This is a genomic window from Membranihabitans marinus (genome assembly GCF_019802045.1).
GTDB lineage: Bacteria > Bacteroidota > Bacteroidia > Chitinophagales > Saprospiraceae > Membranihabitans > Membranihabitans marinus_A.
On sequence record NZ_JAHVHU010000004.1, the window covers coordinates 216,432 to 241,124 of the forward strand.

Sequence of the window (24,693 nt, forward strand, 5' to 3'; positions counted from 1 at the left end):
TCTATTCTAATTGTTCTCTCTTCTAATTAAAGGCATTTGGATCAATTCCCAGCAAACTCAAAAAAGCAATTCCCATGAGTCCGGTTAAAAGGAATGCCATTCCTAAGCCACGCATTGGTGCGGGGACATTGGAGTAGGACATTTTTTCCCGGATGGCTGCAATAGCAATGATGGCCAGAAACCAACCAAATCCACCCCCTAAACCAAAGGCCACGGATTCACCAAAATTGTATTCCCGAGTCACCACAAAAAGCGATCCACCTAAGATGGCACAATTCACAGTAATCAAGGGAAGAAAAATACCAAGCGCGCTGTATAAGCCCGGTGAAAATTTTTCAATGACCATTTCAACCAATTGAACCATGGATGCAATCACAGCTATAAACAGAATTAATCGCAAAAAGGTTAAATCCATTCCTAAAATACCATCCGGACTAAGTATATAAGTGGTGATTAACCAATTGATTGGTACTGTAATCCCTAAAACAAAAATCACCGCTAGTCCCAGACCAAATGCAGTCTTCACGGATTTGGATACAGCCAAATAAGAGCACATTCCCAAAAAATATGAGAGCACCAGGTTCTCGATGAAAGCGGATTTGATAAAAATATTTATATACTCCATAATGTGTATGGTTTAAAAAGTTTGTAGTTAGGAGACATCAATCAATTTGGTATTCCAGGCTCGTTGCGCCCAAATAAGGACAGCAATGATAAACATAGCCGATGCTGAAATGACCATGAGCCCATTATTTTGGTACCAACCAAACCAAGAATCGAATCCGGAGGTCGCAGCTGTATTAATAAGATAATCTGGTGAAGCTCCGATAAATTTTAAAGTACCGAAAGGCGATCCGGCAAAAAGGGTTCCTTTTCCAAAGATTTCACGAACAATCCCGACAAGCAACAATATTGCTCCATATCCCAATCCATTGCCAATACCATCTAAAAATGATCTCCATGGTTTATTCGCCATTGCAAAGGCCTCCAGTCGCCCCATCACAATACAATTCGTAATAATCAAACCGATAAATACAGAAAGCTGCTTATAAACGGTGTAGTTTACCGCTTTCAATGTCAGTTCTACGATGGTCACTAACGTTGCTATAATAACCAGCTGCACGATCATACGTACAGCTTTCGGGATATAAGAACGTAATAGTGATGTGAATAAGTTGGAGAAAGCACAAACGAATATTACAGCAATCGTCATGACGAAGGACGGGTACACCAATGTGGTTACTGCCAGCGCCGAACAAATCCCAAGTACCTGAACGGTAATAGGATTGTCATCATTCAACGGATCCGTTATTAGTTTGCGTTCCTTCTTCCCAAATTCAAAAAGCGGCTTTTTTTCTTTAAGCGGTGCTTTTTCTTTGTTAATCGTCTCAGCCATGTTGGATGATATTTTGAGTTATTTTTGTATTGATTCGAAGTAAGGCTCGTAGTTCTGCAATCCGTTGTAGAGCATTTTAGTGACTCCATCGGATGTGATTGTCGCACCAGATATTCCTTCTACCTGGTGGCTTGGTTGCCGGATAATTCCTTTGACAACCTGTACTGCAGTATATTCACCTTCATCGTTATAAATTTCCTTGCCTTCAAACTGTTCTGGGAAGGCTGGGTTATCTTTGATTTCTGCACCAAGACCTGGCGTCTCTCCGGCGTGATCAAAACTCACTCCAGCGATAGTTTCTAAGTCCTGTTGTAAAGCAATGTTGCCCCAGATAGCGTCCCACAAGCCCTGACCGCGAACACTGACTATATAAAGCTTTGATCCATCATCTTTATTGTAGATATATACGGGATAATGTTGTTCGGCTTTGGGTTTTTTGAGTTCCACTTCCAATAAAACCTCTTCAGCACTTTCTCCCTCTACAATATTGCCGTTGGCATCGACGACGATCTCTTCTATTTTATTATCAAATATATCTTGCACCTCCTGGACGGTCATCGCATCAATCGATTTATCGAATTCATCGGAGATAGAAAGAAGCACACTTTTTTTATTGTAAACAGCAGCATTCAGTTCATGAATCGGCTTTAAAACAGTTTGCATGCCCGCCAATATAAACGCCACGACCACGGTCATGATCAAGACAAATTTTATGATGTAGTTTGTATTACGCACTTTTCAATCTTTTTTTCATGTTACTTTCAACAATATAATGATCCATCAACGGAGCCATCGTATTCATAAACAAAATCGCCAACATCCATCCCTCAGGATAGGCCGGATTGATAATTCGCACAATCATACCGATCATACCGATCAGGAAACCATAGATTAATTTACCAAAATTAGTCCCGGCTGCTGTGACAGGGTCGGTCGCCATATATACGATTGCAAACCAAAAACTACCCATCAGCAACTGGTCTTGCCATGGTACATTCATAAATGGAGTAGCTCCCCACAAGTTGAATAACATGGACATGACGATTGCGCCAAACAATCCACTTACCATGATTCGCCAACTACCTATCTTTGTAATGATCAACATCAATGCGCCTAAAATGATTAAAGGTTTTGATGTTTCTCCGATGGACCCGGGTATGGTTCCCCAGAACATTTGACTTGAACTGTATATTTCCGTCACTTTATCCCACCCGCCTTCATAAGCAAGAGCCAGTGGAGTTGCGCCGGTAAACCCATCAATTATGGTAGCACTGGGATCAAATTGTGCCCAGCCAAACCATTCGAATAGTGTGTTGAAAAAAGAAGTCTGCCACCAACCATACTCTACCTGAGCACCTGGCAAAATATTTTCAAACCCAGCAATCCATACCTGATCTCCCGAAATGGTTGTCGGATAGGCGAAGAAAACAAATGCCCGGGCTAATAAAGCAACATTCCATATATTCATACCAGTACCACCAAATGCTTCTTTTCCGAGAAATACAGCAAAAGCAACCGCCAGACACAACATCCAAATTGGTAAATCCGGTGGCATGATCAAAGGAATCAAGGCACCGGAAACTAAAAATCCTTCCTCTATCGGATGTCCTTTCTTCCAGGCGAAATAAAATTCAATCCCCAGTCCCACGACGTGGGTCCATATAAACAAGGGAAGTAACTTCGTAAGCCCGTAAGCTAGTTTTAAATGAAAACCATTAAAAAAACCAGTATGGATTCCCAGAGCTTGGAAGTGTTGATGTCCGATGTTGTAGGTACCGAATAAATAACACAATTGCAAGGCCAGAACAACCATAACCATGGTTCTCTTCAGATCAATTCGATCTCTGATATGAACGCCTTCCGGCGTGGTCGTATCATTTGGCGTGAATAGGAAAGTGAATAGGCCATCGTACAACGTATGGTTAATCGTTCCTTTCTTAGGCTCTATTTTCTTTATAAATTTCAGCAGCTTGTTCATGCTTAATTTTTACGTTCTTTTTATTTAGATCATTCTATTTATCTGCGACAAAGTCGACGCTGCAGGATGTCTCAGCTATCCATTAAGCTTCGTACTGCATATAATCCAACCCCTCGCGTAAAATTCTCTGTAGTGGTTGCTTTGACGTGCAAACAAATTCACATAAAGCTACATCTTCTTCTACTAATTCATAAATACCCAACCCTTCCATTCGGTCGATATCTTGAGTAACGATCCCTTTGAAGAACTGCTGCGGATAGGTATCCACGGGCAAGACCTCTTCATATTGTCCGGTCATGACGAATGCTCGTTTTTCTCCATGTTTATTCGTATCAACATTGTATTTCATATCCTTAAAGAGAAAATTGGGATATGTGTGCGATGCACTGGGCCGCATGGATTGGGGGACAAGCCAGCCAAACATTTCATATTGATCTCCTTCCGGAATAATAGTTACCTGCTGTGTATAAAAATCAAGAAAAGGATTTTCACCTTTTTTATTTCCATGAAGTACATGCCCAGAAATCACACGAATACCAGGATCGTCAAATGATTCGGGCACTATCTCGCTCAAATCAGCTCCCAGATATGTTTTGACATAATGGGGATCATGTGCAGCATTACCGCTAATATTTATGACCCGTTGTGCATCATATATATCAAGCAGAAACATATTGCCCAATGTGATCAGTTCTTGAACACCAATGGTCCATACGATGTCTCCCTTTTTGATGTAGTCGATGTGATGAATCTGGACACCGACATTACCACAGGGGTGTGGACCGTCAAAAGCATGGTATTCCACGCCGTTTATTTCAGTCAATTCGCGCGGCAATTCAGCATCTTTCCGTCCGTCGATACCCATATAAACTTTTCCATCCGTTAATTTATGAAGTACCTCGACCCCTTTTTGAATGGCCTCATATCTACCATCAATTTTTGCTGACATTGCACCGGCTAAGGGTGCTGTATCAAAAGTAGAAATAAAAATATCTCTCGGATCGCCTTCGTTATCTGGTAATATATTAAAAGGACGCTGTCGGAATAAGGGCCAGCCACCATTCTTTTTTAAAAACTCTCGTATGGTTAGCCGATCTGATGATTTTAGATCCGGACTATTTAGTTTTTTATACTTAATTTCACGATCAGCTAATACGATGACCTGGTTCACCGCTCTCTTTGCTCCACGTACGATGCCAGCCATTTCACCACTGACCGGACTCACAAAAAACACATCAGGATGTTGTTTGTCATAGAACAAAGGGTCACCAGCTAGAACTTCCCCTCCATCTTCTACCACTACTTTGGGGATAGGCGCTATGTTGTGAAAATTAAATGGCTGAAGTGCATATCGACTTGTATGAACTTCGGTAAACTTATTCTTTGAGGCTCCTTTAAGCAGGATATCCATTCCCTTTTTTAGTTGATGGACTTGTCGGGACGGAAGGCCATCTTCTTCGCTGTAATCCTTATGATAGTTCGTTTGCTTTGACTGAACGGCAATCTGAATAACATTACTACTGGCTACGGCCACAGCACCGATGATTAACACGATTAATATCAATAATAAACCGATGGTAACCATATCATTATCCGCCGAACTCTGGCTGTACCCGGTCTGAGTAGATATCAGCACCGCAAGCATTGTCGCTATACTGATTGAAGACCAATTGGAAGGAAAGATAGTTCTCCTCATTTTCATTTGATGTCATTAAAAAATATAGTGCAAATATAAAATGGTTTCTAGTAACCAGTGAATTCATTTACCGCCTGAGAATAGTTTAGATTCAATCCAATTAGACTGTATAACAGGTTGTTTTTCTTTCACGGTGCAAAAGTATCAATATACCATACAATACACAAATATTACGGCGTATTTCATGTTGAAATATTGAGAATGTATATTTATTGAAGCGGTCGTCATCCAAAATGAGCGTTCCCCTTCATTGATGGTCCCGGCAAAGGGGGCATTATTCCACTAATATTTTAAATGTGGTAGACGTTACAGCCTCTTTCGTATTGGATAAAATATCAACAGTAACTTCCTGAAGTCCCTTCTCACGTTTTGAACTATCGTACTGGATTTGAATAGTTCCGGATTCTCCGGGCGCTATAGCAGATCGTGGCCAATCAAGCGTGGTACAGTCGCAACCACTGGCAACTTCAATTTCAAGGGGGGCATTACCAACATTTTTAAATTCAATTTGGCCTGATTTAATAGCTGGTTTTTTAACCTTTCCCAGGTCATACTCTGTCTGACTAAATTCAATCACCGGGTAAGCACTGGTTTGTTGGGAACCGCTTTCTCGAGTTCGATCGCGTGTTTTGCGGGTTTCTCGTTTTACCGGGATAGTGGTAGGACCTTCAAGGATTTTGAATTCTGTTCTTCTGTTTAACTGATGCTCTTCATCAGAACATTTTACTCCATTCGTACAATGATTCAATATCTTTGTTTCACCATAGCCCACGGATATTATTCGATCAGGATTAACTCCACGCTTTACAAGATAATCCTTGGCTGAGTCTGCACGTCGCTGAGATAGATCGAGGTTATATGGGTCAGATCCCCTACTGTCTGTATGCGAAGACAGTTCGATCACCATGTTGGGAAAGTCTGTCAGCAGGTCGTATAGGTAATCGAGATCTTCTTCTGCTTCTATTTTGATCTTATCATCGTCAAAATCATAGTAAATATTATTTAATCGGATCGGTTCATTAATAGCAATGACTTCTACCTCTTCTTTTTCTTCAGGGAGCTTTTTTAACCGGAAGGTACCTCTGAAATCTTTAGACTCTACCACCCCGACTGTATTAAAAGCTACCGTATCAGACTGGTATCCTTCCCGAGTCACCATAACCTGATACGCTTTATCGGCATCGATTGGAAAGACAAATTCATTATCGTTTTCATTGTATTGAACATCCGGGGAACCCCACTCGTTTTGTTCGACCGGAAAGACCGAAATACTAGCTCCATTCAAAGGTTCTTCTCCATCCAATACCGTTGCAAGCAATCTGATGATAATGGTTTTATCCTCCAATTGAAATATATCATCGCAACAGGTCGAACTTAACACAGAACGGGTGCCTTCCCGATTTGACACCAAATATCCATTAATCTGGTCTCCGGATGGAAAATAAAATGTTTCATCCAGGGTAGAATTTATCCCTTTTCCCATATTTTCGATTCGAGTCCAGGATTCACCGGTCCATAAAGCACTGTAAATATCATACCCGCCAATACTCGGATGCCCGTTGCTGCTAAAATATAAAGTGTTGCTAGAAAAAATAGGACTTATTTCGTCACCCCGGGTATTGATCGCCGATCCCACCGGCACAACTTCTCCAACCTGCGTGTCGGAAACCAGCGGGGCATAAAAAATATCAAAACCTCCTTCACCAGTTCCGTTGTATGCAAAAAACAGAACTTTTTGGCCTAGCAGCGTCCCGGTCGAAGGATTTTTCACGATACCCAGTTCAGGAAGTCCATTTACTTTTTTGGGAGAAGACCATCCTCGGCCACTTGAAGTGACATGGTATATCTCACTGTTAGATAACTTATTACCATCAAGCAAAAAATAAGTGAAATACATGGATCTGCCGTCGGGCGAAACAAAAACATTCCCGATATGCCCTTCTGATCCGGTATCAATGTCATCAAGTGGAGTTGCTTTCCGTGTAAACTCACCCTTACTATTCATTTTGGCTGTGAATATCTTGGCCTGACTATTCATATCTTCATCACCGGTATAAATCACCTTATTTTCTCCAAAAGAGACATAGTACAAATCACCTCCAGCCACTGGTATCGGTGTAGCTTCGGAGTTTCTGGTATTAATTCGGGTTCCTACATTGACCACCGCGATATTTGATGGTCGTACCAGACCTTCCGCCATATTTATACCATCCAGTTCAACCTGCGCAATGTGTTGTACAGAATCAGAATATGAACCGCTTAGTAGTTCTTGTAATTGAATGGCCGATTCATCATACTTTCCATTCATCTTGAGGACCTGAGCATATTGAAGTCGTGCGACCGGATATTTATTTTCTTTGTCTCTTTGAATGAGTCGATCCAACCATCGTTCTGCTCTTTTGTAATCTCTGACTTTAAAATACAATTCAGCCAATTTATGCAGGTATTTGTCCTGCCGGTCTTCGCGGTACACTTGATTGTACCATTCCAGGGCATTGTAATAATCGTTTTTTATGTATGCTGAATCTGCCGCTTCGAGTTTAAATCGAAAAGGGATCTCTTTCAAGGGCTGCCCAGTTAACCACGTTGTAATGCTAAGGAATATAAAAAGTAAACCTATTCGTATATATATCATATCTTTCACACTTAAAATGGAGGACATAAAATGACTTCTTTCACTTTCGGCCTTTTATAAATCTTACCAATGTAAGACATTCCGATTTCAAAACTCTGTGCTGGTGATAGTGGATCCGTATTCAAGTCATATCCGATACCAGCCCGCCAACCCTGATAATCGATTCCGGCTAACACCTGGACGGCACGTCCCAGTCGATATCCCAGACCTCCGACCAGCCGAAAATTTTTATCATCATCCAGACTATAAGCCAACTTTGCCTGACCATATCCCAGATTCATACTTTCTTTGATCTGATATACTACCGCAGGTTCGAGAGCCAGTCCTTCTGCCAGCTCAAAAGATCCTTCTGCATGAATATTGAACTCTGGAATTTCTTTCTCGTTACTGGAATTTGTCAGCTGGTATTTCAATGGTAATAAATTTAATGCTGCAACCCCAAATCGAAATTCATCCGTTTCATTAATTGATGTTTTATATAATATACCTGCACCAAAGACAGTCCCTCCGCTGGATTCCAGGGATAAACTTCCAATTCCTGAGGTTTGGTCTTCGAAAATAAAATCATTAACGTTGCCGAGCTTACGGGTTTTAGATCCTCCGGTCAATCCTATTGTTAATACATTAGTTTGTTTTTTATCCAATGCCAGATGGTAAGAAAGATATCCATTGAATCCGGTCGTGGTTAGTTTGCCCGCCCCTGCCCGGTCCTGGTAAAAATTAACACCTACACCGATCCAATCCTGTTCGCGAAAGGAAAAACCCAAGGGCGCATCAATAGAGATAGCAGGTGTCGAGAATCGGTTGGGTAACAAGTTCGCCCACTGATCCCGGTAAATAGCGGTTACCCGGTAAGACCCCAGATAAGACCCATTATTTGCCGGATTGAGCAAGAGAGGCTGAAAGTCATATCTCGAAAAGTGCACGTTTTGGGACTGAAGCGCTCCTAAAGATATAAAAATGGAAATGATGATTATGTGTAAAATTCTATGCGGCATAGATCCTTTTATATTACTCAGATTTCAAATATAGTATTTTAGGATTGTATTGGAGGAATGAATGACGTATTTAACCCAATAAATTTATGATCATTGTGGTTTTACGCTGGCAGCACGATAAGCTTCGAGCGCAGTTCGCACCCCACCGTGCCGTAGTAACAATGATTTGGCTTCTTCATAAGAAACCTCCAGCTCATGCTGGATCATCAAACTACCCCGTTCTATTAATTTATTATTCGAGAGTTGCATATCGACCATTTTGTTGCCTTTCACGCGACCCAAACCGATCATTACAGAAGTACTGATCATATTTAACACAAGTTTTTGTGATGTCCCCGATTTCATTCGGGTACTTCCTGTGACGACTTCAGGTCCTACCACGATTTCTATAGGAAAATCACTGTGTTTTGCAAGAGGTGATCCTGGATTGTTGGTGACACATCCGGTGGTCACATTGTTCTCACGGCATTTCTTTAATCCATGAACCACATAAGGTGTCGTACCACTGGCAGCGATCCCAATCACCGTGTCCAAGGTATTGATACCGTATTCTGAGAGGTCTTTCCACGCTTGTTCCTCATCATCCTCCGCATGTTCGGCAGCATGGCGTATGGCTTTGTCGCCTCCTGCAATCAATGCGATGACCCAGTCGTGCGGAACCCCAAAAGTTGGTGGACATTCTGAAGCATCCAAAATACCAAGTCGGCCGGAAGTGCCTGCACCAATGTAAAAAAGCCGTCCGCCTCGTTTCATTTTTGATATGGTCTGCACAACGAGTGGTTCGATTTTGTGAAGTATCCGTCCAATGGCTTCGGGTACTTTCCGGTCTTCCTCATTGAGTATCTGAAGCAGTTCTCCCACGGGCTTTTTTTCAAGATCCTGATATGAAGAACTTTTTTCTGTTATTTTATCCATTTTATCCAGCGTTTAGAATGCCAAAGATAGAGAATAATTAAGATAGCAGCAGGTAGAAAACCGCATATTTCTCCCGCAATGGATTAACCTGAACAAAAAAAATTCCTGCCCTTTATAAAAGAACAGGAATTTAAGGTTAGTTTGATAACACATCATGGTTCTACAACTTGCTGTGCAAAACTAGAACTATTCTTGATTCAAACCCACAAACAATTTACGGTTTGCAGGCTTTGAATTGATTAACACTATAACTACAATATTGTTAAGTTTATTATACGTATCATAAACAACATGAATATATACCCGGTTAGTTCTCATTTTCCAGACTTTTTTTAAAGATTATTTTTGTATATCTTACCTGCTCAATATTTATGGTATGGAAATCAACCTGATTCACTGGGCTATTCCGGCTTTTGTTCTTCTTTTATTACTTGAAATAGTAATCAACAGTATAGATCACAAAGATCTGTACGACACGAAAGATACATTTTCAAGTTTAGCCATGGGCATCGGAAATGTTATCATTGGCATCTGGGGTAAAGCGCTCGTATTTGGCACCTATTACTTGATTTACCAATTCAGGTTGTTTACCCTGGGGTGGGAATGGTACATCTGGATACTGGCATTTTTCGCTGACGATATTTCGTACTATTGGTTCCATCGAAAAAGTCACGAAATCCGATTTTTCTGGGCATCTCATGTGGTACACCATTCTTCCCGTAAATACAATCTGTCTACAGCACTTCGACAAACCTGGACAGGCAACCTGACAGGGGCCTTCCTCTTTTGGATTTGGATGCCTTTTCTCGGATTTCATCCAATCATGGTAATGACGATGCAGGCCATCAGTTTAATTTATCAATTTTGGATTCACACGGAAACTATAGACAAACTGCCTCGTCCGATCGAATTTTTATTCAATACCCCATCCCACCACCGGGTTCACCATGGGTCCAATCCTGAATACATCGACAAAAATCACGCTGGTGTTTTGATTATATGGGACCGAATATTTGGAACTTTTCAACCCGAATTATACCGTCCGACCTATGGCTTGACCCGAAACATAAACACCTACAATCCTTTTCGAATCGCATTTCATGAATGGCACGACATCTGGAAAGATGTTCGAACCGCCCAATCCCTAAAAGAGGGGTTCTTATATGCGTTTGGCCGACCCGGTTGGCGTCCGGTGGCCCATAGGAATGATCTCAGCCACCAATCCGATCACCGAAAAAAGGGATCGGTTAGATTGGATGCCCAGCTGGCAACTAAGAATAAAACCTATCCTGAATAATTTTTTGCTTGGTATTACAATCCCGTATTATGATTAAAGAATCTTTGGATTCACAATTAATTATCCCAACCGTTCTAAGTGAAGATGACCGGCCAGCGGGTGTTTTTGTTTTTCTCAGTGATCAAATGCCGTACCACTATAAACTGAGACATATCTCCCGTCACATCGAATCCATGGCCCAATCATATAAAAGATATCTTCAAAAAGTCCTTGATCTCCAAATGTCGGATACCATTTTGGATTCCCAGGGAAAGGTCTGTTTTGCAAATGATCCGGACTTACGACCAGGATTTCGTACAACCTTCCACCCTATGGAATTATGGGATTACTACTATGCATGGTGGCACAGTCGAACTTACTGGAACCATCTGGAAGATCCAGATTCAACACTTCCCTTGCCAGTATCAGATCAATTTTGGAAAATGGTTGAATTTGGTTCCGAGCTTAGAAAGCTTCATGGCCAAAGGAAGAAACTAGGCAATCCTGGTATTGATTTTATCAAATCCAAAGATTTTAATACAGGTCAAAGTTCGACTCGTTTTACGCTAAGTGATGAAATGCAACAAACCGGCCACCTTACCGTGAATGCAAAATATCACATTAATAATGTGCCTGAACCGGTATGGGCGTATACGATCAACGGCTTCCGACCGGTTCTAAATTGGATCGAAAAACACACCTTTGAAAATCTGGAAGATGCACAAAAGACTGCTTTTATTCAAATGTTATTAGCAGTCGATGAAACTCAGCGCATACAGCGCAAAATCGATCAATATTTAACAAAGAATCAGACGTGAATTTCTCGATCAGTACCATTCTCGTACCATGAACAAAGTGGGTTACCTGACCGCCTTACCCGTTGGACTTGAATTCAATGCATTGTTTGTCATATCGTAAGAGGTATGATCCAAAGCAGGGTCAGGAACATTACCAACCAATGGTTTTAATAGGAAAGGTGATGGATGGTTGTCCGGGTCTGGTTCGACAGAAATAACCACTTGTCGACCTGCTAGATTAACCGGGAAGTCCAACCCTGCTGGTGCATTCAATAGAAAATCTTCCCCCGGGAAAGCGGGGCCACTGGCTGTGGTACTACTATAGTGATCGGATTCATCAGCATCTACCACTGAGGTAAATTTGCCTGTTGATACCGGAATGCCATTGATGACTGCCCATCCTTCATATTTCCAACCGGTACCAAGTTCAGGTAACTCCAATCCCCGACCCGGTCCATTTGTCGGATCCAGCCACCAAACGCCACTATTTTCCTGTGTGTTGTCCTGACCGTCTGTTGGGGTGGCCAGGATATATTTCCCTTTGGCACTCGTGAGATCGGTACCTATCGCATTACCGTGAGCGATCGATAAGGAAGCTTCATTTCCTGAAAAGTTACCAGCCAGCAACCGAACCGTGCTGGGTTCTGTGTCTGGATCAGACTCAGATTCGATGGTTAATACAAATGCTTCGGCATTTTCCAGTTTTTCCGGATGTACTTGGAATTGGGATTGTGATAGCCCTCCGTTGCTATCGACGGTAAATGAACCCGTGGAAAAATAGTCCCCGTCAACCACCATCCACCCTTCATACGTATGATCTGGCCCCAAATCAGATAATCCAGATATGTTTAGGCTTAACGTTCTGGTATCTATGTCATTTTCATCTTTCTCGCAGCTGATGAGTCCGAGCGAAAATAAGCAAACTAGTAACAAATAAGCAAACTGATATTTCATATTAATATAATATTTAAAATATTTAATTTCAATGTCTTGCACGAAGTAATGAAACTCTCTGATTACGAAATCATATGACTTACAAAACGCAGTATGTTTTGAAATAATTGCTTTATGAATGTTAATGGAAGTAAAAGTGGCGGCAGGAGCGATATGGAAAAAATCAGATGAAAGAATTATCCTCATCTGGAATCAGGCTTGACCTTGGGTACCATTTTCTTCGCTATGTAAGAAGGGCTATAGATGGCCCTACAATGCTGCTTAGTGAAGAACATTGTTAGGCATCCATCAATACACTCAAATATTTTTCGACGTAAAGATCAATGTCCTTTCTGTTGTATTGCATGACCCATCTGGGGTGCGGAACGGGAGTGATCTTAGAGAACCAGCCTTGTTGCTTATTGAGCTTTGTAAAATAACGGTAATTGGTACCTTTTCCGATACAAATTGCACGATCTTCAAGAGTGCCAAATTCGATTTGTTTGTTGATAGATTCGATCACAAAGGGTTCCAATGCCGAAAGGGTTTGGGGATCATCATAGTAATTGTAATTCTTGCCGTCTTTTAAAAGACCCAAAGGTAATAGAGAAGTTATAAAATGATGTTTATAAAAACGCTCGACGGACCCATATGCGTCGATGACACGATAGATAAAATGGGAAGACAGTTCATGACGTTTATCAAATAAATTGGAAATCCCACAACGCTCTTCCAGGTACACCGGATCAGTAAACCCCACGCCTGTCAACCCGGCACCAAAACGCCCCGGATTAATCCCAAAGAGAAAAAGTCGTTTTCGATGATCAGAAAAATACCGGCTAAAAAATTCAGTAATACATCTTTGCGTTTCTTCCTGATCCAGATTATTAATCCATTCAACGCCGACCGGTAAGTGATCCGGAACCTTGAGATTTTGATGGAATTCGATCACCTGTTCGCCAAAGGTTTTATTCGTAAAAGTTGGCCTCATAATACATATTCTTGGCGCTCAACCAGAGCAAAATAACCATTGTCTAGAGGAAGGTAACCTTGATCATAACAGAAATAATATACTTTTCCTGCTTTGGTTTGATAGGTATTGGTGTGATAATTAAAATCAAACTTCAATTTAATAAGCTGGTTTTTGTGGATAGTAGCTTTTCCATCGGGATTCAGTTTTTTTAGAATTCTACGGTTTTTACTGAGCGTACGATTTATTTTCCGCATGAAGTTATTCGCGTTTCGATTAAGCGCATTATAATAACTAGAACGACATTCAGAATCACAGAATTTTTTATCAGCACGTCCAATCAACGCTTTATTGCAGAATTTACAGGTTTTTTCATTTTCCATGACCTTCATCTTCGTTGGTCTTCTCACAATATACAAAATGTATTTTGATTGCAGTTTTTCCGTCCCAGGATCTCGTGATTCAAACCAATAACACAGTTCATTGGATACTCCCTCCTTATATTCTCCCAAAGCCGCTCCTCCAAACCACAAACAACAAACTACAAAAAATACCAGCTATCATTAGCAAATCCCAGATAAGTTAAACTACCACACAAACGCCATGAGTTGACTCCAAGCTCAAGAGCCAAACCACAAACAATACCACATCACATCAGAAAATCCCGGAAAAGTAAAGTGACCTCCAAAAACCATCGACTAACGACTGTCGTTTAAAGTCTTGATCACTCGTGCCGGGTTGCCGGCTGCCAGGACATCAGCCGGAATGTGCCGGGTCACCACGCTCCCCGATCCGATCACAGACCGATCTCCGATGGTAACACCAGGATTTATGATGGCTCCTCCTCCGATCCATACATCGGAACCTATGGAGATTGGATTTGCAAATTCAACGCCACTATTTCGTTGACGGTGATTCAGCGAATGAGACGCTGTAAAGATTTTCACGGAAGGCGCGATCATCACCCGGTCACCAATGTGGATCGGAGCAGAATCCAAAAATATACAGTCAAAGTTGATGAAAACCTTTTTACCCAGGTGGATATTGAACCCGTAATCACATAAAAAAGGTAGTTCAATCGTGAGATCATTGGATGTATGACCAAATAAACGCTGCCACAATTTTCTTTTTTCTGTCCAATCTTGATAAGGTATTCCCTTCCATTCATTCAACATTTCTCTCGCTTGCCATCGTTTTCTGCTCAATTCAGGATCTGTTGGATTGTAATCCTTTCCGGAAATCATTTTTTCGAGCTCTGTGGGGGTACTTGCAGTCATTTGAGTTCATTAATATATGATAAAATGTAAATTACGAATATTTGGAGTAATACCGACTTAGGGTCTTTGAAACTTCGATTTAACCCTGTTCTAATTTTGATACTCAATTTTTCATTCGTCCAATTCATATAATTATCGTATTTTTGCGCCCTTATTTCAAATTCTTGATTTAAGTATTCACCAAATATGCGACTCGAACTCTTCGATTTTTCCCAGGAAGTAAATTATAAAACAGAAATCCTTTCCGGCTTAACGGTTGCATTGGCCTTAGTGCCGGAGGCGGTAGCTTTTGCAATGATCGCCGGACTGTCCCCGTTAACTGGATTGTATGCAGCTTTTGTTATGGGCCTGGTGACTTCTATCTTTGGCGGTCGTCCAGGGATGATCTCCGGAGCGACCGGTGCTGTAGCTGTCGTTATTGCCTCTCTGGCCGTATCACATGGTGTGGAATATATCTTTGCCACCGTCGTGCTGGCGGGTATCATACAGGTATTGGCTGGGGTTTTGAAATTGGGTAAACTGATGCGACTGGTCCCACAACCAGCCATTTACGGATTTGTGAACGGTTTGGCAATTATCATTTTTATGTCCCAATTGGCTCAGTTCAAAACACCGGAAGGCGAGTGGTTAACCGGTTCCACCCTGCATGTATTGCTTGGATTGGTCCTGATTACTATGGTAATTATCTGGGGTTTACCCAAATTAACGAAATTAATTCCTTCCTCCCTGGTGGCGATATTGGTGGTTTTTGCACTGGTTGTCGCATTTGGTATTAATACCAGAACCGTCGGAGATATTGCATCCATCAATGGAACATTCCCACCGTTTCATATTCCGGCAGTTCCTTTCAATTTTGAAACCCTGGCGCTTATTTTCCCCTATGCTGCCATCATGGCCGGTGTAGGTCTTATCGAAAGTCTGTTGACGCTCAATGTTATTGATCAAATCACAGAAACCCGTGGAAAAGGGAATCGCGAAGCTATCGCCCAGGGATCTGCAAACATTTTATCCGGATTCTTTTCCGGAATGGGTGGTTGCGCAATGATCGGCCAAAGCCTGATTAACATATCATCCGGTGCCAGAGCCCGGCTTTCCGGAATTGTTGCAGCGATTATGTTGCTCGTATTTATCATGTTCGGATCCGGACTGATCGAGCAACTTCCCATGGCGGCACTTACTGGAGTCATGATCATGGTGTCCATCGGTACCTTTGAATGGGCAAGTCTGAAAACATTTCGACGAATGCCTACTTCGGACATTATTGTCATGGTTGCCGTGACCTTGATTACCGTATTCTTGCACAACCTGGCATTGGCCGTCATTATCGGTATTATTATCTCCGCATTGGTTTTTGCATGGGACAACGCCAAGCGAATCCGGGCAAGAAGACGGATTGATGAAGATGGGGTAAAACATTATGAAATGTACGGACCCTTATTCTTTGGATCCGTAGCGGTATTCAACGATAAGTTTGATGTGCTCAATGATCCGGACGAAATCATTATAGATTTTAAGGAAAGCCGTGTGGTGGATATGTCTGCTATCGAAGCACTGAATAAGATAACAGACCGATACCATAAGGTTGGTAAAAAAGTGCACTTGAAACATCTCAGCCCGGATTGTAAGCATTTACTTAAACGAGCCGAGGAAATCATCGATGTCAATGTACTGGAAGATCCGAATTACAAAGTGATGGTAGATGAAATTCCTGATTCGGTGGGGTGAATTATTAATTGTAAATTATTGATGGTAAATTGTAATAGTTCATCGTGACTTAGGTATTTGGTAGTTAGTAAGCCTCCCTACTTTGTGACGGGCGATAAACTTTGCTGTTGGTTATTGGCTGAGACTGATGCTATAACTTCTGTCCGTTAATTATTCTGGCTTGATTCCCCTACCCTATTATTTCTATCTCATCACCTTTTATTTCCAAGTGATAGCTTTCACCTTTGGATCGGTATTGGATTTTGAAATGGTTGGTTACCGAAGAGATGTCAGTGGGGAGCCAATTGCGCCCTTTTTTGACGACGATCAAAACACCACGCGCATCACCGACCCAGCAAAATTCATCACTGAAACCTTCCGGATTCTCAGGAATGATGCCATACCTATCCATTAATAGCCGGGCTGTATTCCGGGGACGTTCTACAGGTAATCCAATTTCATTGACACAAACCAGGTTGGCCGGATCAAATTTTAATCCTGTCCCATCCTGCACCGAGGGCCGCTCGATCCATTCCACAATATTTCCATCCGGGTCTTTGAAGTAAATGGCCTGTCCTGGGTTGAAATGTACAATCTTCTCTCCGTCCAGCATCAACAGTTCAATACCCCGGGATTCCAAATAAGTGATGGCTTCGTGCATGGTCCCGGTGGGTAGCAGAAACGCAAAATGGTAGTATTGTTCCGGACCGGAATGCTGAAACTCCAGTTGTGTGTGCAAGGTATTCACCCGGAAGGTTTGGTCAGCGATTCTGTCACAAGGTAATCCAAGTATTCCTTTGTAGAATTGCCATTGATCGTCGATTTGTGTGGAATACAAGTTGAGCTGGTCGATCTTCATTGGAATCTGTCGTTTTGGTTTAACGATGTTAAATTATAAATATTCATTGTAATAGTATAGTGAAAATGTTGACTTACACCTTATCAATCAACTAAGGTAGAACACGACTAATTCGAGTGGTCGGTGAAGAATCCTATGCTGATAGCTTGAAGCGAGAGCGAGGAGGCTTACACCTTGCCATTCGACATAAACAAAGACTAATCATCTACATGAATATTGTTCTGAAGGAGTTGCCGAGAGGTGGGTTGGAACTAAGTCCAGGCGCTACCCCACTCCCCAGCTGCCTGGCAAGTTCCTTTCCCACGAACAACCAAAATCTCTTAAAAACCCATCTTTGTAAGTAAAGTATCCCTTAGATGACTCGGGCTCAATTCGGGCTGATCCAAACTACAGCTATGAAAACTATTTTTATGCTTTCCTTTCTTCCATGGCTATTTTTCGGCTGTCGTCATCCCGAAGCCACTGATAGAACCGATACTTTATTTATCCCGGCTGCTATCTTTGAAAATCCGGATCCACTTCCGTTATCAACCATTGCTAAGGGTTCCAGGTATCTCCTCATCGATACTACGGGTGGTCATTATATCAAAAGGATAAATGGATTAGCCAATTTTGGTGACAGCTACCTGATCTATGATGATCAGGGTGTGTTTTATACCATTTCACCACAAGGTCGGGTGCTATCAACCTTTCAGCACCAGGGGAAAGGTCCGGGGGAATACCTCGATATCGATGATATTGCTATTAATCCATCCAATCTGGATATTTATGTGAATTCCTCCAGACTGAAGAAAATCATCCACTATGATTCCACCGGAAATTTGCTTCATGAATTATCAGTGAAAAATTACTATATTAACGAGTTGACATTTAAAGATGGTCATCTTCTTGCAATGAGCTCCTTTCCTATGTTCTTGAATGAATACCACCATCTGCAATTCCTTTTTGTTTATGACCAAAACCTAAATTTGGTGACATCGAGAGAACATCCACATTGGACGGAATTTAAAGAAAGTTATCTGCAAGCCGCTATTATGCCCATGCGCACCTTTGATTTGGGACCACAGCTTGTATTTTATGAAATGTACCAGAATGGACGATTTTACAAGACCAATACCCAAAAAAAATGGTCTATTGATGAATGGCTGTCAATACTTCTTGAGAACAGCCTTTCAGATGACATGTTGCTCCAATCCGTTGGGAGTTCAGTTGATGACGATCATCTGGATGGTCATCATTTGATTCAATCTGTAGTCGGATCTCCGAGGTATCTTTTTCTCACGATCAATGAAGGAAGCATATTTACTTTTAAATCTGTGCTCATAGACACACAGAACAATACCATCACCGGCATACAGGATTTTGCAGGATACAATCGGTTTTGGGATGACCTCAATGGGTTTTTCTCGTTCTGGCCTTCCGGTTACCTATCAGGCACAAATGAAGCATACGACTATTCGTATGACCCCGGAAAGATGGAACAAGAGTATCAAGAAGCCCTCGCCATTGCTCCGGATTTTATGCATCGTGCGGATTCCAGTGTGTTGGATCTTTTTGATACCGCCAAAAGAATGGGAAATCCGGTGATCCAATTGGTGAAATTGAAATAAGATATATTCACTTATCCATTAAAAAAACCATCCTCTGCTCTTCTTCGACCGCTTGTTCCCCAGGCCAAGCACGCCGAGCAATCCACGGGAAATTTCTCGGGAGATGTCTCTTGTAAGTTGCCGGGTCACCTGATCGACGGTTTTTTCAAAATAGGTGGGTGTCGGTTTTTTATATTGTTTTTTCTTTTCTTCCTTGATTTCTTCATGGGCGGCTTCGGCCATTTTTTCCGCAAGAATCTCATAAGCGCTTTCCCGGTTAATATCCTGGGCATACTTTGGTGCCAACACAGATTGGTCGATCACATCTTTGATCTCAGCTGGAGACAATACATCCATCCGGCTTTCCGGAGCGCGCATCATGGTACGAACCAAGGGCGTCGGTCGACCTTTTTCATTGAGTACAGTCACCAGTGCTTCTCCTGTGCCTAATTTTGTCAATAAATCCGCCACGTCATAAAATTCGGTTTCGGGAAAGTTTTGTGCTGCCAACCGGATGGCTTTCCGGTCCCGGGCTGTAAAAGCCCGGAGGGCATGCTGTACTTTCATACCCAATTGACTCAATACGCTATCCGGCACATCGACCGGATTTTGGGTGATAAAAAAGACCCCTACTCCTTTGGACCGGATCAACTTGACGGTTGTTTCGATCTGGTTGAGCAGTTCTTTCGAGGCATTATCAAAAATAAGGTGGGCTTCATCGATAAATATCATCAGTTTGGGCTTCTCGAGATCCCCTTCTTCCGGGAAAGACGAAAAAATTTCTGCTAGCATTTGCAACATAAAGGTCGCAAACAGCTGCGGCCGATCCATCAGATCCATCAACCGGAGAATAGAGATTACACCGCGGCCATCCGGATCGGTCCGGCAAAGGTCAGCTACTTCATAAGAAGGTTCACCAAAAAAAATATCAGCACCTTGCTGTTCCAGTGCGATCATTTTCCGGATAATGGCACCCACTGAGGCACTGTGAATTCGACCATATTCCTTCTCCACAGCATCTTTTCCATCAGTAGTCATCCAGGTCAGCGTCTTCTTGAAATCTCTCAAGTCGATCAAGGGGAGTTTATTGTCATCGCAATACTTGAAGATGATCGCTACAATACTGGTTTGTGTCCCATTGAGGTCAAGTATTTTGGAAAACAAAACCGGACCGAATTCAGTCAGGGTCGCTCGTAGTTTGATGCCATCCTGACCGGACAAGGTCATAAACTCGATCGGGAATCCTTTGGGGTAAAATGGAAGTCCGATGGCAGATTGGCGCTCATCGATCTTGGGGTGATCCTTTCCCGGTCTGGCCAATCCGCTCAGATCGCCTTTTATATCCATGATTAGGCTCGGAACCCCGTGATGAGATAGATGCTCAGATAAAACTTGCAGAGATTTGGTCTTCCCCGTTCCAGTGGCTCCGGAGATCATCCCGTGCCTATTGAACATACTCAGCGGCGCTCGTACAAATAATTCAGGAATCGTGGTGCCATCCATCATTGCTCCTCCCATGATTAGCGACTCCCCTTTGTGTTGATATCCTTCTGCTATCGTTGACTCAAAGTTGTTTTTGCCCATGTGGTCATCTTTTTATTTCTTCTTAATGAATTATTCTATTAGAAGTCATGATAATTCGCGGCTCTGTTACCACTGATCTCTTCTGTGGAGTCGCAATAAATCGCGTTTTTATTATTTCATTCCTTCATTCCCGGGCCGCTCGCTTCGAGGTTCTCTCACTTCGATGTCCCCGACATCGACCTTTCCAAGGAACGTTCATTCATCTTCATCTGTTCCATTTGTCGACCCGCATTCGGTATCGGTTCTCATCCACGGGCCATAAATTCAATTCAAAATTCGACTCCAGAACCTTCTCCAATGAATCAGACTGGATAAGTTGATTGTAAAAGTCAATTCCCGTTTGTTCCTCTACGCTTCGGACCGGCATTGCAAATTCCGATAAAGGAAGATCTGTCGCTGCATTGGGGATGATAAATCCAATAGCTTTGAGCTCTGGTTCATCAAAGTCCAATATAACCTTGAAAAATCGTTCCGGGACGGTCACCTGATTTTCACCAATGGTCTTGGTACTTTTCCCTATTATGGGACCTGTAACGATGTAAAGCCGGTCATTGCTTCGAGCCCAATCCCGAACGTTTTCTTCTAATTCCCGCCATACTCCGCCATTGAAATTATACGCCTGCGGACTAATATTACTCATTAGGAAGGTTTCTTCATTGACAGCCCGATTCCACGCGCGGTCGGCGGACGGGATCAAATGGCCTTTGGTATACCCGCTGCCTTTGTAATCATAATATTCTGAACTACCAGTAGGTATCGCTTCATCCATTTCAAACCAATCTGTCCGATCCACAAACTGGCGATTGAGTTCTTTTTTTGTCAAAACATAGGCCACCCACTTCGCCTGTTCATGTTCTTCATCATAAGTCAGGGTAAAGGTAGAGTGCTGGATAACCGGGAGATTGGATTCCGGCCAGTACGTGGCAGTTACGGGTTCGGATGTGGTTTCATTGTCTGCAACTTCCGTCATGACGCCGGGCAACTTTCGCAACATCAATACAAAGGCAACCAGTATGGCACCCATAAGCAGTACCCGGATGATCATCCCACTGCCTCCTTTGTTATTTCCTATATGCCTGCTTTCAAATGCCACGTTGAATTTCAAATTTATTAAAGCAAATATATCAAAACATTTGAGTAACTTAACGCATGGCATCGTTTTTCAGTCATACCACACTGATCTTCATTCTGATATACCATAGCGGCGAGTGTGCGGGCCAGGAACACCCTGTTTTCACGACCGCTTATAACTCCTGTATGCTTTCATCGGATGCATTCTCCGCAGATCAGGATGCCTATGTTCTTCAACCTGGCCTATTGCCGGAGATCACATCACTCCAATTATCTGGCAATATCCAATCTGTGTTTACCGGGTTTGATGTATATGCACTGGGATTACACGTTGCAGTTCCATTACCGATCAACTTTGGTGTGGGTTTGTCAATCATGAAGTTGGGCCACCCTGATTTCAATTCTTCCAGGATTACGCTGAGTGTTGGTAAGCAACTCGGAAAAAATTTATCAATAGGGACCAGTCAAAGCTTCCATCAGAATAAAATCGCCAATAGGGGCAGTCCCTGGTCCGGATCTTCATCCGTAGCCGGTCTTTATGATACTAAGAATTGGGGTATTGCATTGAGAGTGGATGGATTGATGCCATGGAAGAAAAACGACTATTCCAATGAACTTACTATCTATGCTGGTGCCCATGTGAAATGGTCCACGCAAACACAACTTTTTACCTCGATACACTATACTGATCAGAGGTTATATCCGGTTACAGCTCTACGACAAGAACTAATCAAAAATGTCGAATTGATCGGATCTTTTCAATGGTACCCGGCTCAGTATGGTGTTGGATTTATCATTCCGCTGTCGGAACAGTTAAAATCCATAATAAGTACCCAATATCACCCTGTCCTGGGATGGTCTCCGGCGATTGGATTGCAATGGAAAGGAAGTAAGCAAAGAATGTGAAAGCTCAAAAGGCCAAGCTGAAAGGTGGAAGCAAACAGAGTTCTAGGCACCGAAGTTCAAAGATGAAAGCAAGCCATAGCACAAACCCCATCAACCTCATCAACCATCCACCATGAGCATTGCTGTTAAATCACTCCAATATTTTAAACGCGGTTCGACGGTTCTCCTGATGCTCTTCCTCCGTACAATCTTCACACAAACAATCCGCAACGGGTTGGCTTTCGCCATATCCTCGCGCTTCCAGGCGGTTCGGATCTATACCAGCATCGATCAGATAGGATACCGCAGATTCTGCTCTTTTCTGAGAAAGATCTAAGTTATAGTCATCGGTGCCACGGCAATCGGTGTGAGATGTCAATTCTATTTTTCCAATCTCTGGATTATCGTTCAATAAGTTAGCCAGGCTGTCCAAAATCGGCCGGGCATCGGGGCGGATGTTCCAGCGATCGTAGTCATAATAAATATTTTCAAGTACAATTTCTTTGTTCTTCACGATGGGATCCATCAACCGGGTATAGCGATAGATGATGTTCTGTCCAACCGTGTCAGGTGGTCCTAGTTTATCCAAAGTCAGGCTTTCTTTGTACGTGAAGTACTCGGGTTTGGAAAAGGCTATGTTCAATGGGGTCTGGTCATAATTAACGATGACAACTTCTCCGTTGAGATCTGAAGACAAGGTCGAATCAATTGCACCCTGCACACGAATTCGGCTGTCCTCCAATGGGAATCGCAACATTTGCCCACTTTGGGGGTCTTCCTTTCGGGCTACCGTACGTAAATGGAGCTGAAAGGTATATAGCTCTTCTTCTTTTACATCAGGAGTAAATGGTTTGCTTCTTTTACGGTAATACATATAAATATCATCTCCACCAGCTCCTCCTCTTCTATTGCTTGAAAAATAGGCCGAATTCAATTGATCGTTTCTGTTGGATTCAAAGGGTAAATATTTAAAATCGTCGAAACTTGAATTAATGGGTGGTAATAAATTTTGTGGATTTACATATTGACCGTTTACCTGATAGGTTTTATAAATATCCAGTCCACCCATTCCAGGTCGATCTGAACTAAAATACAATGTATCATTGAAAACAGAAGGATACAATTCATTTGATTCCGAATTGATATTGCTGAAATTCAATATTTCCGGTTCCGACCACTGCTCGTCGATCCATTCGGTATAAAAAAGATCATATCCTCTCGCATTCTTATCGATATCACTGGCAAAATACACTCGTAGTCCATCTCCGGATACATACGGATGTATAAAATTCACATTGGACGTGGTAAATGGCATGGTCTTTTCTTCAGACCATTCCCCTTGCTCATTCTTACGCGAATACATGATCCGGCAAAACACATCATAATCGTCGTCCAGTTCCTCGCACCGGGTAAATACAAATAATTCCTTTTTATCATCATAGGAACCATCGCTCTCATGATGTTCTGTATTGATACTAAAGTCATCAAAAGCGTTGACCTCCCGATTCATTACCTGGTAAATGTCATAAAATTTGTGCCCCGTCCATGCGTAGTAATTTCGACCTTCAGAGCCATCCCGATCCGAAGAAAACAAGAAGTACTCGGGACCGTACACCTGATTCATTACTTCAGAATAAGGGGTGTTGATGGTTGACAAATTTATGACTGTCAGTTCGGGGTTCTGATCTGCTACTCTTTTCCAGTCTTTAGCTTGATTGGCCGCAACGATTTCTTTTTGAAAACGGGAGGCGTCATTGGTTTCTTTATTGAGCAGATTATAGGCTGCTGCCGCTTCATCGTATTGACCTATTTTTTTGGACATATCTGCATATTTCAGCAGAGCTTGCAATCCATACTCATTATCATAGGCTTCAAAAAACCATTTTTGAGCATCTGCAAAAAATCCAATATGATCATAGGAATCTCCCAATAAGTATGCAAGTTCACTTTTCAACTCCTTGCTGCGTGCCGTCTCGACCTCCTGTAAAAGATATTGAATGGCCTGTGCGTAGCGTTTTCTTTCATACGCGGTCCTTCCATCAGCGATCTTTTCGGTGGTAATGCATCCTGACAGGAAAAACAGTCCAAAACAACTAATCCATACTATTGACATCCTAATCATAGTCTAAA

General features: G+C 42.3%; 21 protein-coding genes. 5 read left to right on the forward strand and 16 right to left on the reverse strand.

Annotated elements, in window-relative coordinates:
* Positions 1 to 22 precede the first annotated feature (22 nt).
* The 8 genes from nqrE to KUV50_RS03850 form a co-directional block, all read right to left on the reverse strand.
* Complete coding sequence (gene nqrE / locus KUV50_RS03815; protein WP_222578769.1) at positions 23 to 625, reverse strand: NADH:ubiquinone reductase (Na(+)-transporting) subunit E; 603 nt, start codon at positions 623 to 625, stop codon at positions 23 to 25.
* Between the two features lie 27 nt (positions 626 to 652).
* Entirely contained in the window at positions 653 to 1,396 is a 744-nt protein-coding gene (locus KUV50_RS03820) for an NADH:ubiquinone reductase (Na(+)-transporting) subunit D (protein WP_222578770.1), read from the reverse strand.
* Positions 1,397 to 1,414: 18 nt separating this feature from the next.
* Positions 1,415 to 2,131, reverse strand: a complete 717-nt coding sequence (gene nqrC, locus KUV50_RS03825) for an NADH:ubiquinone reductase (Na(+)-transporting) subunit C (protein WP_222578771.1) — start codon at positions 2,129 to 2,131, stop codon at positions 1,415 to 1,417.
* Positions 2,124 to 3,374: an NADH:ubiquinone reductase (Na(+)-transporting) subunit B gene (locus KUV50_RS03830; protein WP_222578772.1), complete on the reverse strand. Its 1,251-nt coding sequence runs from the start codon at positions 3,372 to 3,374 to the stop codon at positions 2,124 to 2,126. Before KUV50_RS03830 ends, nqrC begins: the two co-directional genes overlap by 8 nt.
* Before the next feature lie 82 nt (positions 3,375 to 3,456).
* Entirely contained in the window at positions 3,457 to 5,070 is a 1,614-nt protein-coding gene (locus KUV50_RS03835; protein ID WP_261394977.1) for a Na(+)-translocating NADH-quinone reductase subunit A, read from the reverse strand.
* Positions 5,071 to 5,344: 274 nt separating this feature from the next.
* The gene (locus tag KUV50_RS03840) at positions 5,345 to 7,705 is read right to left on the reverse strand and encodes a DUF1573 domain-containing protein (protein WP_222578773.1); all 2,361 of its coding nucleotides are present in this window, start codon (positions 7,703 to 7,705) and stop codon (positions 5,345 to 5,347) included.
* Positions 7,706 to 7,716: 11 nt separating this feature from the next.
* Complete coding sequence (locus KUV50_RS03845) at positions 7,717 to 8,703, reverse strand: PorP/SprF family type IX secretion system membrane protein (RefSeq protein WP_222578774.1); 987 nt, start codon at positions 8,701 to 8,703, stop codon at positions 7,717 to 7,719.
* A 90-nt stretch (positions 8,704 to 8,793) separates the two neighbouring features.
* Positions 8,794 to 9,618: an N-acetylmuramic acid 6-phosphate etherase gene (locus KUV50_RS03850; protein WP_222578775.1), complete on the reverse strand. Its 825-nt coding sequence runs from the start codon at positions 9,616 to 9,618 to the stop codon at positions 8,794 to 8,796.
* Positions 9,619 to 9,994: 376 nt separating this feature from the next.
* On the opposite strand from KUV50_RS03850, the gene KUV50_RS03855 reads away from it, so the two are divergent.
* The gene (locus KUV50_RS03855) at positions 9,995 to 10,915 is read left to right on the forward strand and encodes a sterol desaturase family protein (protein ID WP_222578776.1); all 921 of its coding nucleotides are present in this window, start codon (positions 9,995 to 9,997) and stop codon (positions 10,913 to 10,915) included.
* A 29-nt stretch (positions 10,916 to 10,944) separates the two neighbouring features.
* Positions 10,945 to 11,712, forward strand: coding sequence for a type ISP restriction/modification enzyme (locus tag KUV50_RS03860; RefSeq protein ID WP_222578777.1), 768 nt, complete (start codon positions 10,945 to 10,947; stop codon positions 11,710 to 11,712).
* Between the two features lie 42 nt (positions 11,713 to 11,754).
* On the opposite strand, the gene KUV50_RS03865 is transcribed toward KUV50_RS03860, so the two are convergent.
* The 4 genes from KUV50_RS03865 to KUV50_RS03880 form a co-directional block, all read right to left on the reverse strand.
* Positions 11,755 to 12,645 carry a hypothetical protein gene (locus KUV50_RS03865; RefSeq protein ID WP_222578778.1) on the reverse strand — a complete coding sequence of 297 codons (891 nt, stop codon included), beginning with the start codon at positions 12,643 to 12,645 and terminating at the stop codon, positions 11,755 to 11,757.
* 277 nt (positions 12,646 to 12,922) lie between these two features.
* Positions 12,923 to 13,615 carry a uracil-DNA glycosylase family protein gene (locus KUV50_RS03870; protein WP_222578779.1) on the reverse strand — a complete coding sequence of 231 codons (693 nt, stop codon included), beginning with the start codon at positions 13,613 to 13,615 and terminating at the stop codon, positions 12,923 to 12,925.
* Positions 13,612 to 13,977 (reverse strand): hypothetical protein, encoded by a 366-nt coding sequence (locus KUV50_RS03875; protein ID WP_222578780.1) that lies wholly within the window; start codon positions 13,975 to 13,977, stop codon positions 13,612 to 13,614. Before KUV50_RS03875 ends, KUV50_RS03870 begins: the two co-directional genes overlap by 4 nt.
* 315 nt (positions 13,978 to 14,292) lie before the next feature.
* A complete protein-coding gene (locus tag KUV50_RS03880) occupies positions 14,293 to 14,871 on the reverse strand; it encodes a sugar O-acetyltransferase (protein WP_222578781.1) in 579 nt (192 codons plus the stop codon).
* A gap of 186 nt (positions 14,872 to 15,057) precedes the next feature.
* Here KUV50_RS03880 and KUV50_RS03885 point away from each other — a divergent pair, with 186 nt between their 5' ends.
* Positions 15,058 to 16,596 (forward strand): SulP family inorganic anion transporter, encoded by a 1,539-nt coding sequence (locus KUV50_RS03885; RefSeq protein ID WP_222578782.1) that lies wholly within the window; start codon positions 15,058 to 15,060, stop codon positions 16,594 to 16,596.
* Between the two features lie 169 nt (positions 16,597 to 16,765).
* On the opposite strand, the gene KUV50_RS03890 is transcribed toward KUV50_RS03885, so the two are convergent.
* A complete protein-coding gene (locus KUV50_RS03890; RefSeq protein ID WP_222578783.1) occupies positions 16,766 to 17,434 on the reverse strand; it encodes a VOC family protein in 669 nt (222 codons plus the stop codon).
* Between the two features lie 395 nt (positions 17,435 to 17,829).
* Between KUV50_RS03890 and KUV50_RS03895 the strand changes: the two genes are divergently transcribed.
* Positions 17,830 to 19,044 carry a 6-bladed beta-propeller gene (locus KUV50_RS03895; RefSeq protein ID WP_222578784.1) on the forward strand — a complete coding sequence of 405 codons (1,215 nt, stop codon included), beginning with the start codon at positions 17,830 to 17,832 and terminating at the stop codon, positions 19,042 to 19,044.
* Between the two features lie 18 nt (positions 19,045 to 19,062).
* On the opposite strand, the gene KUV50_RS03900 is transcribed toward KUV50_RS03895, so the two are convergent.
* Both KUV50_RS03900 and KUV50_RS03905 read right to left on the reverse strand, forming a co-directional pair.
* The gene (locus KUV50_RS03900) at positions 19,063 to 20,607 is read right to left on the reverse strand and encodes a helicase HerA-like domain-containing protein (RefSeq protein WP_222578785.1); all 1,545 of its coding nucleotides are present in this window, start codon (positions 20,605 to 20,607) and stop codon (positions 19,063 to 19,065) included.
* Between the two features lie 205 nt (positions 20,608 to 20,812).
* Positions 20,813 to 21,700 carry a DNA/RNA non-specific endonuclease gene (locus KUV50_RS03905; RefSeq protein ID WP_222578786.1) on the reverse strand — a complete coding sequence of 296 codons (888 nt, stop codon included), beginning with the start codon at positions 21,698 to 21,700 and terminating at the stop codon, positions 20,813 to 20,815.
* A 56-nt stretch (positions 21,701 to 21,756) separates the two neighbouring features.
* Here KUV50_RS03905 and KUV50_RS03910 point away from each other — a divergent pair, with 56 nt between their 5' ends.
* The gene (locus tag KUV50_RS03910; RefSeq protein ID WP_222578787.1) at positions 21,757 to 22,584 is read left to right on the forward strand and encodes a hypothetical protein; all 828 of its coding nucleotides are present in this window, start codon (positions 21,757 to 21,759) and stop codon (positions 22,582 to 22,584) included.
* Positions 22,585 to 22,714: 130 nt separating this feature from the next.
* Here the strand turns inward: KUV50_RS03910 and KUV50_RS03915 are convergent, their stop codons facing one another.
* Positions 22,715 to 24,676 (reverse strand): OmpA family protein, encoded by a 1,962-nt coding sequence (locus KUV50_RS03915; protein WP_222578788.1) that lies wholly within the window; start codon positions 24,674 to 24,676, stop codon positions 22,715 to 22,717.
* Between the last annotated feature and the right edge of the window lie 17 nt (positions 24,677 to 24,693).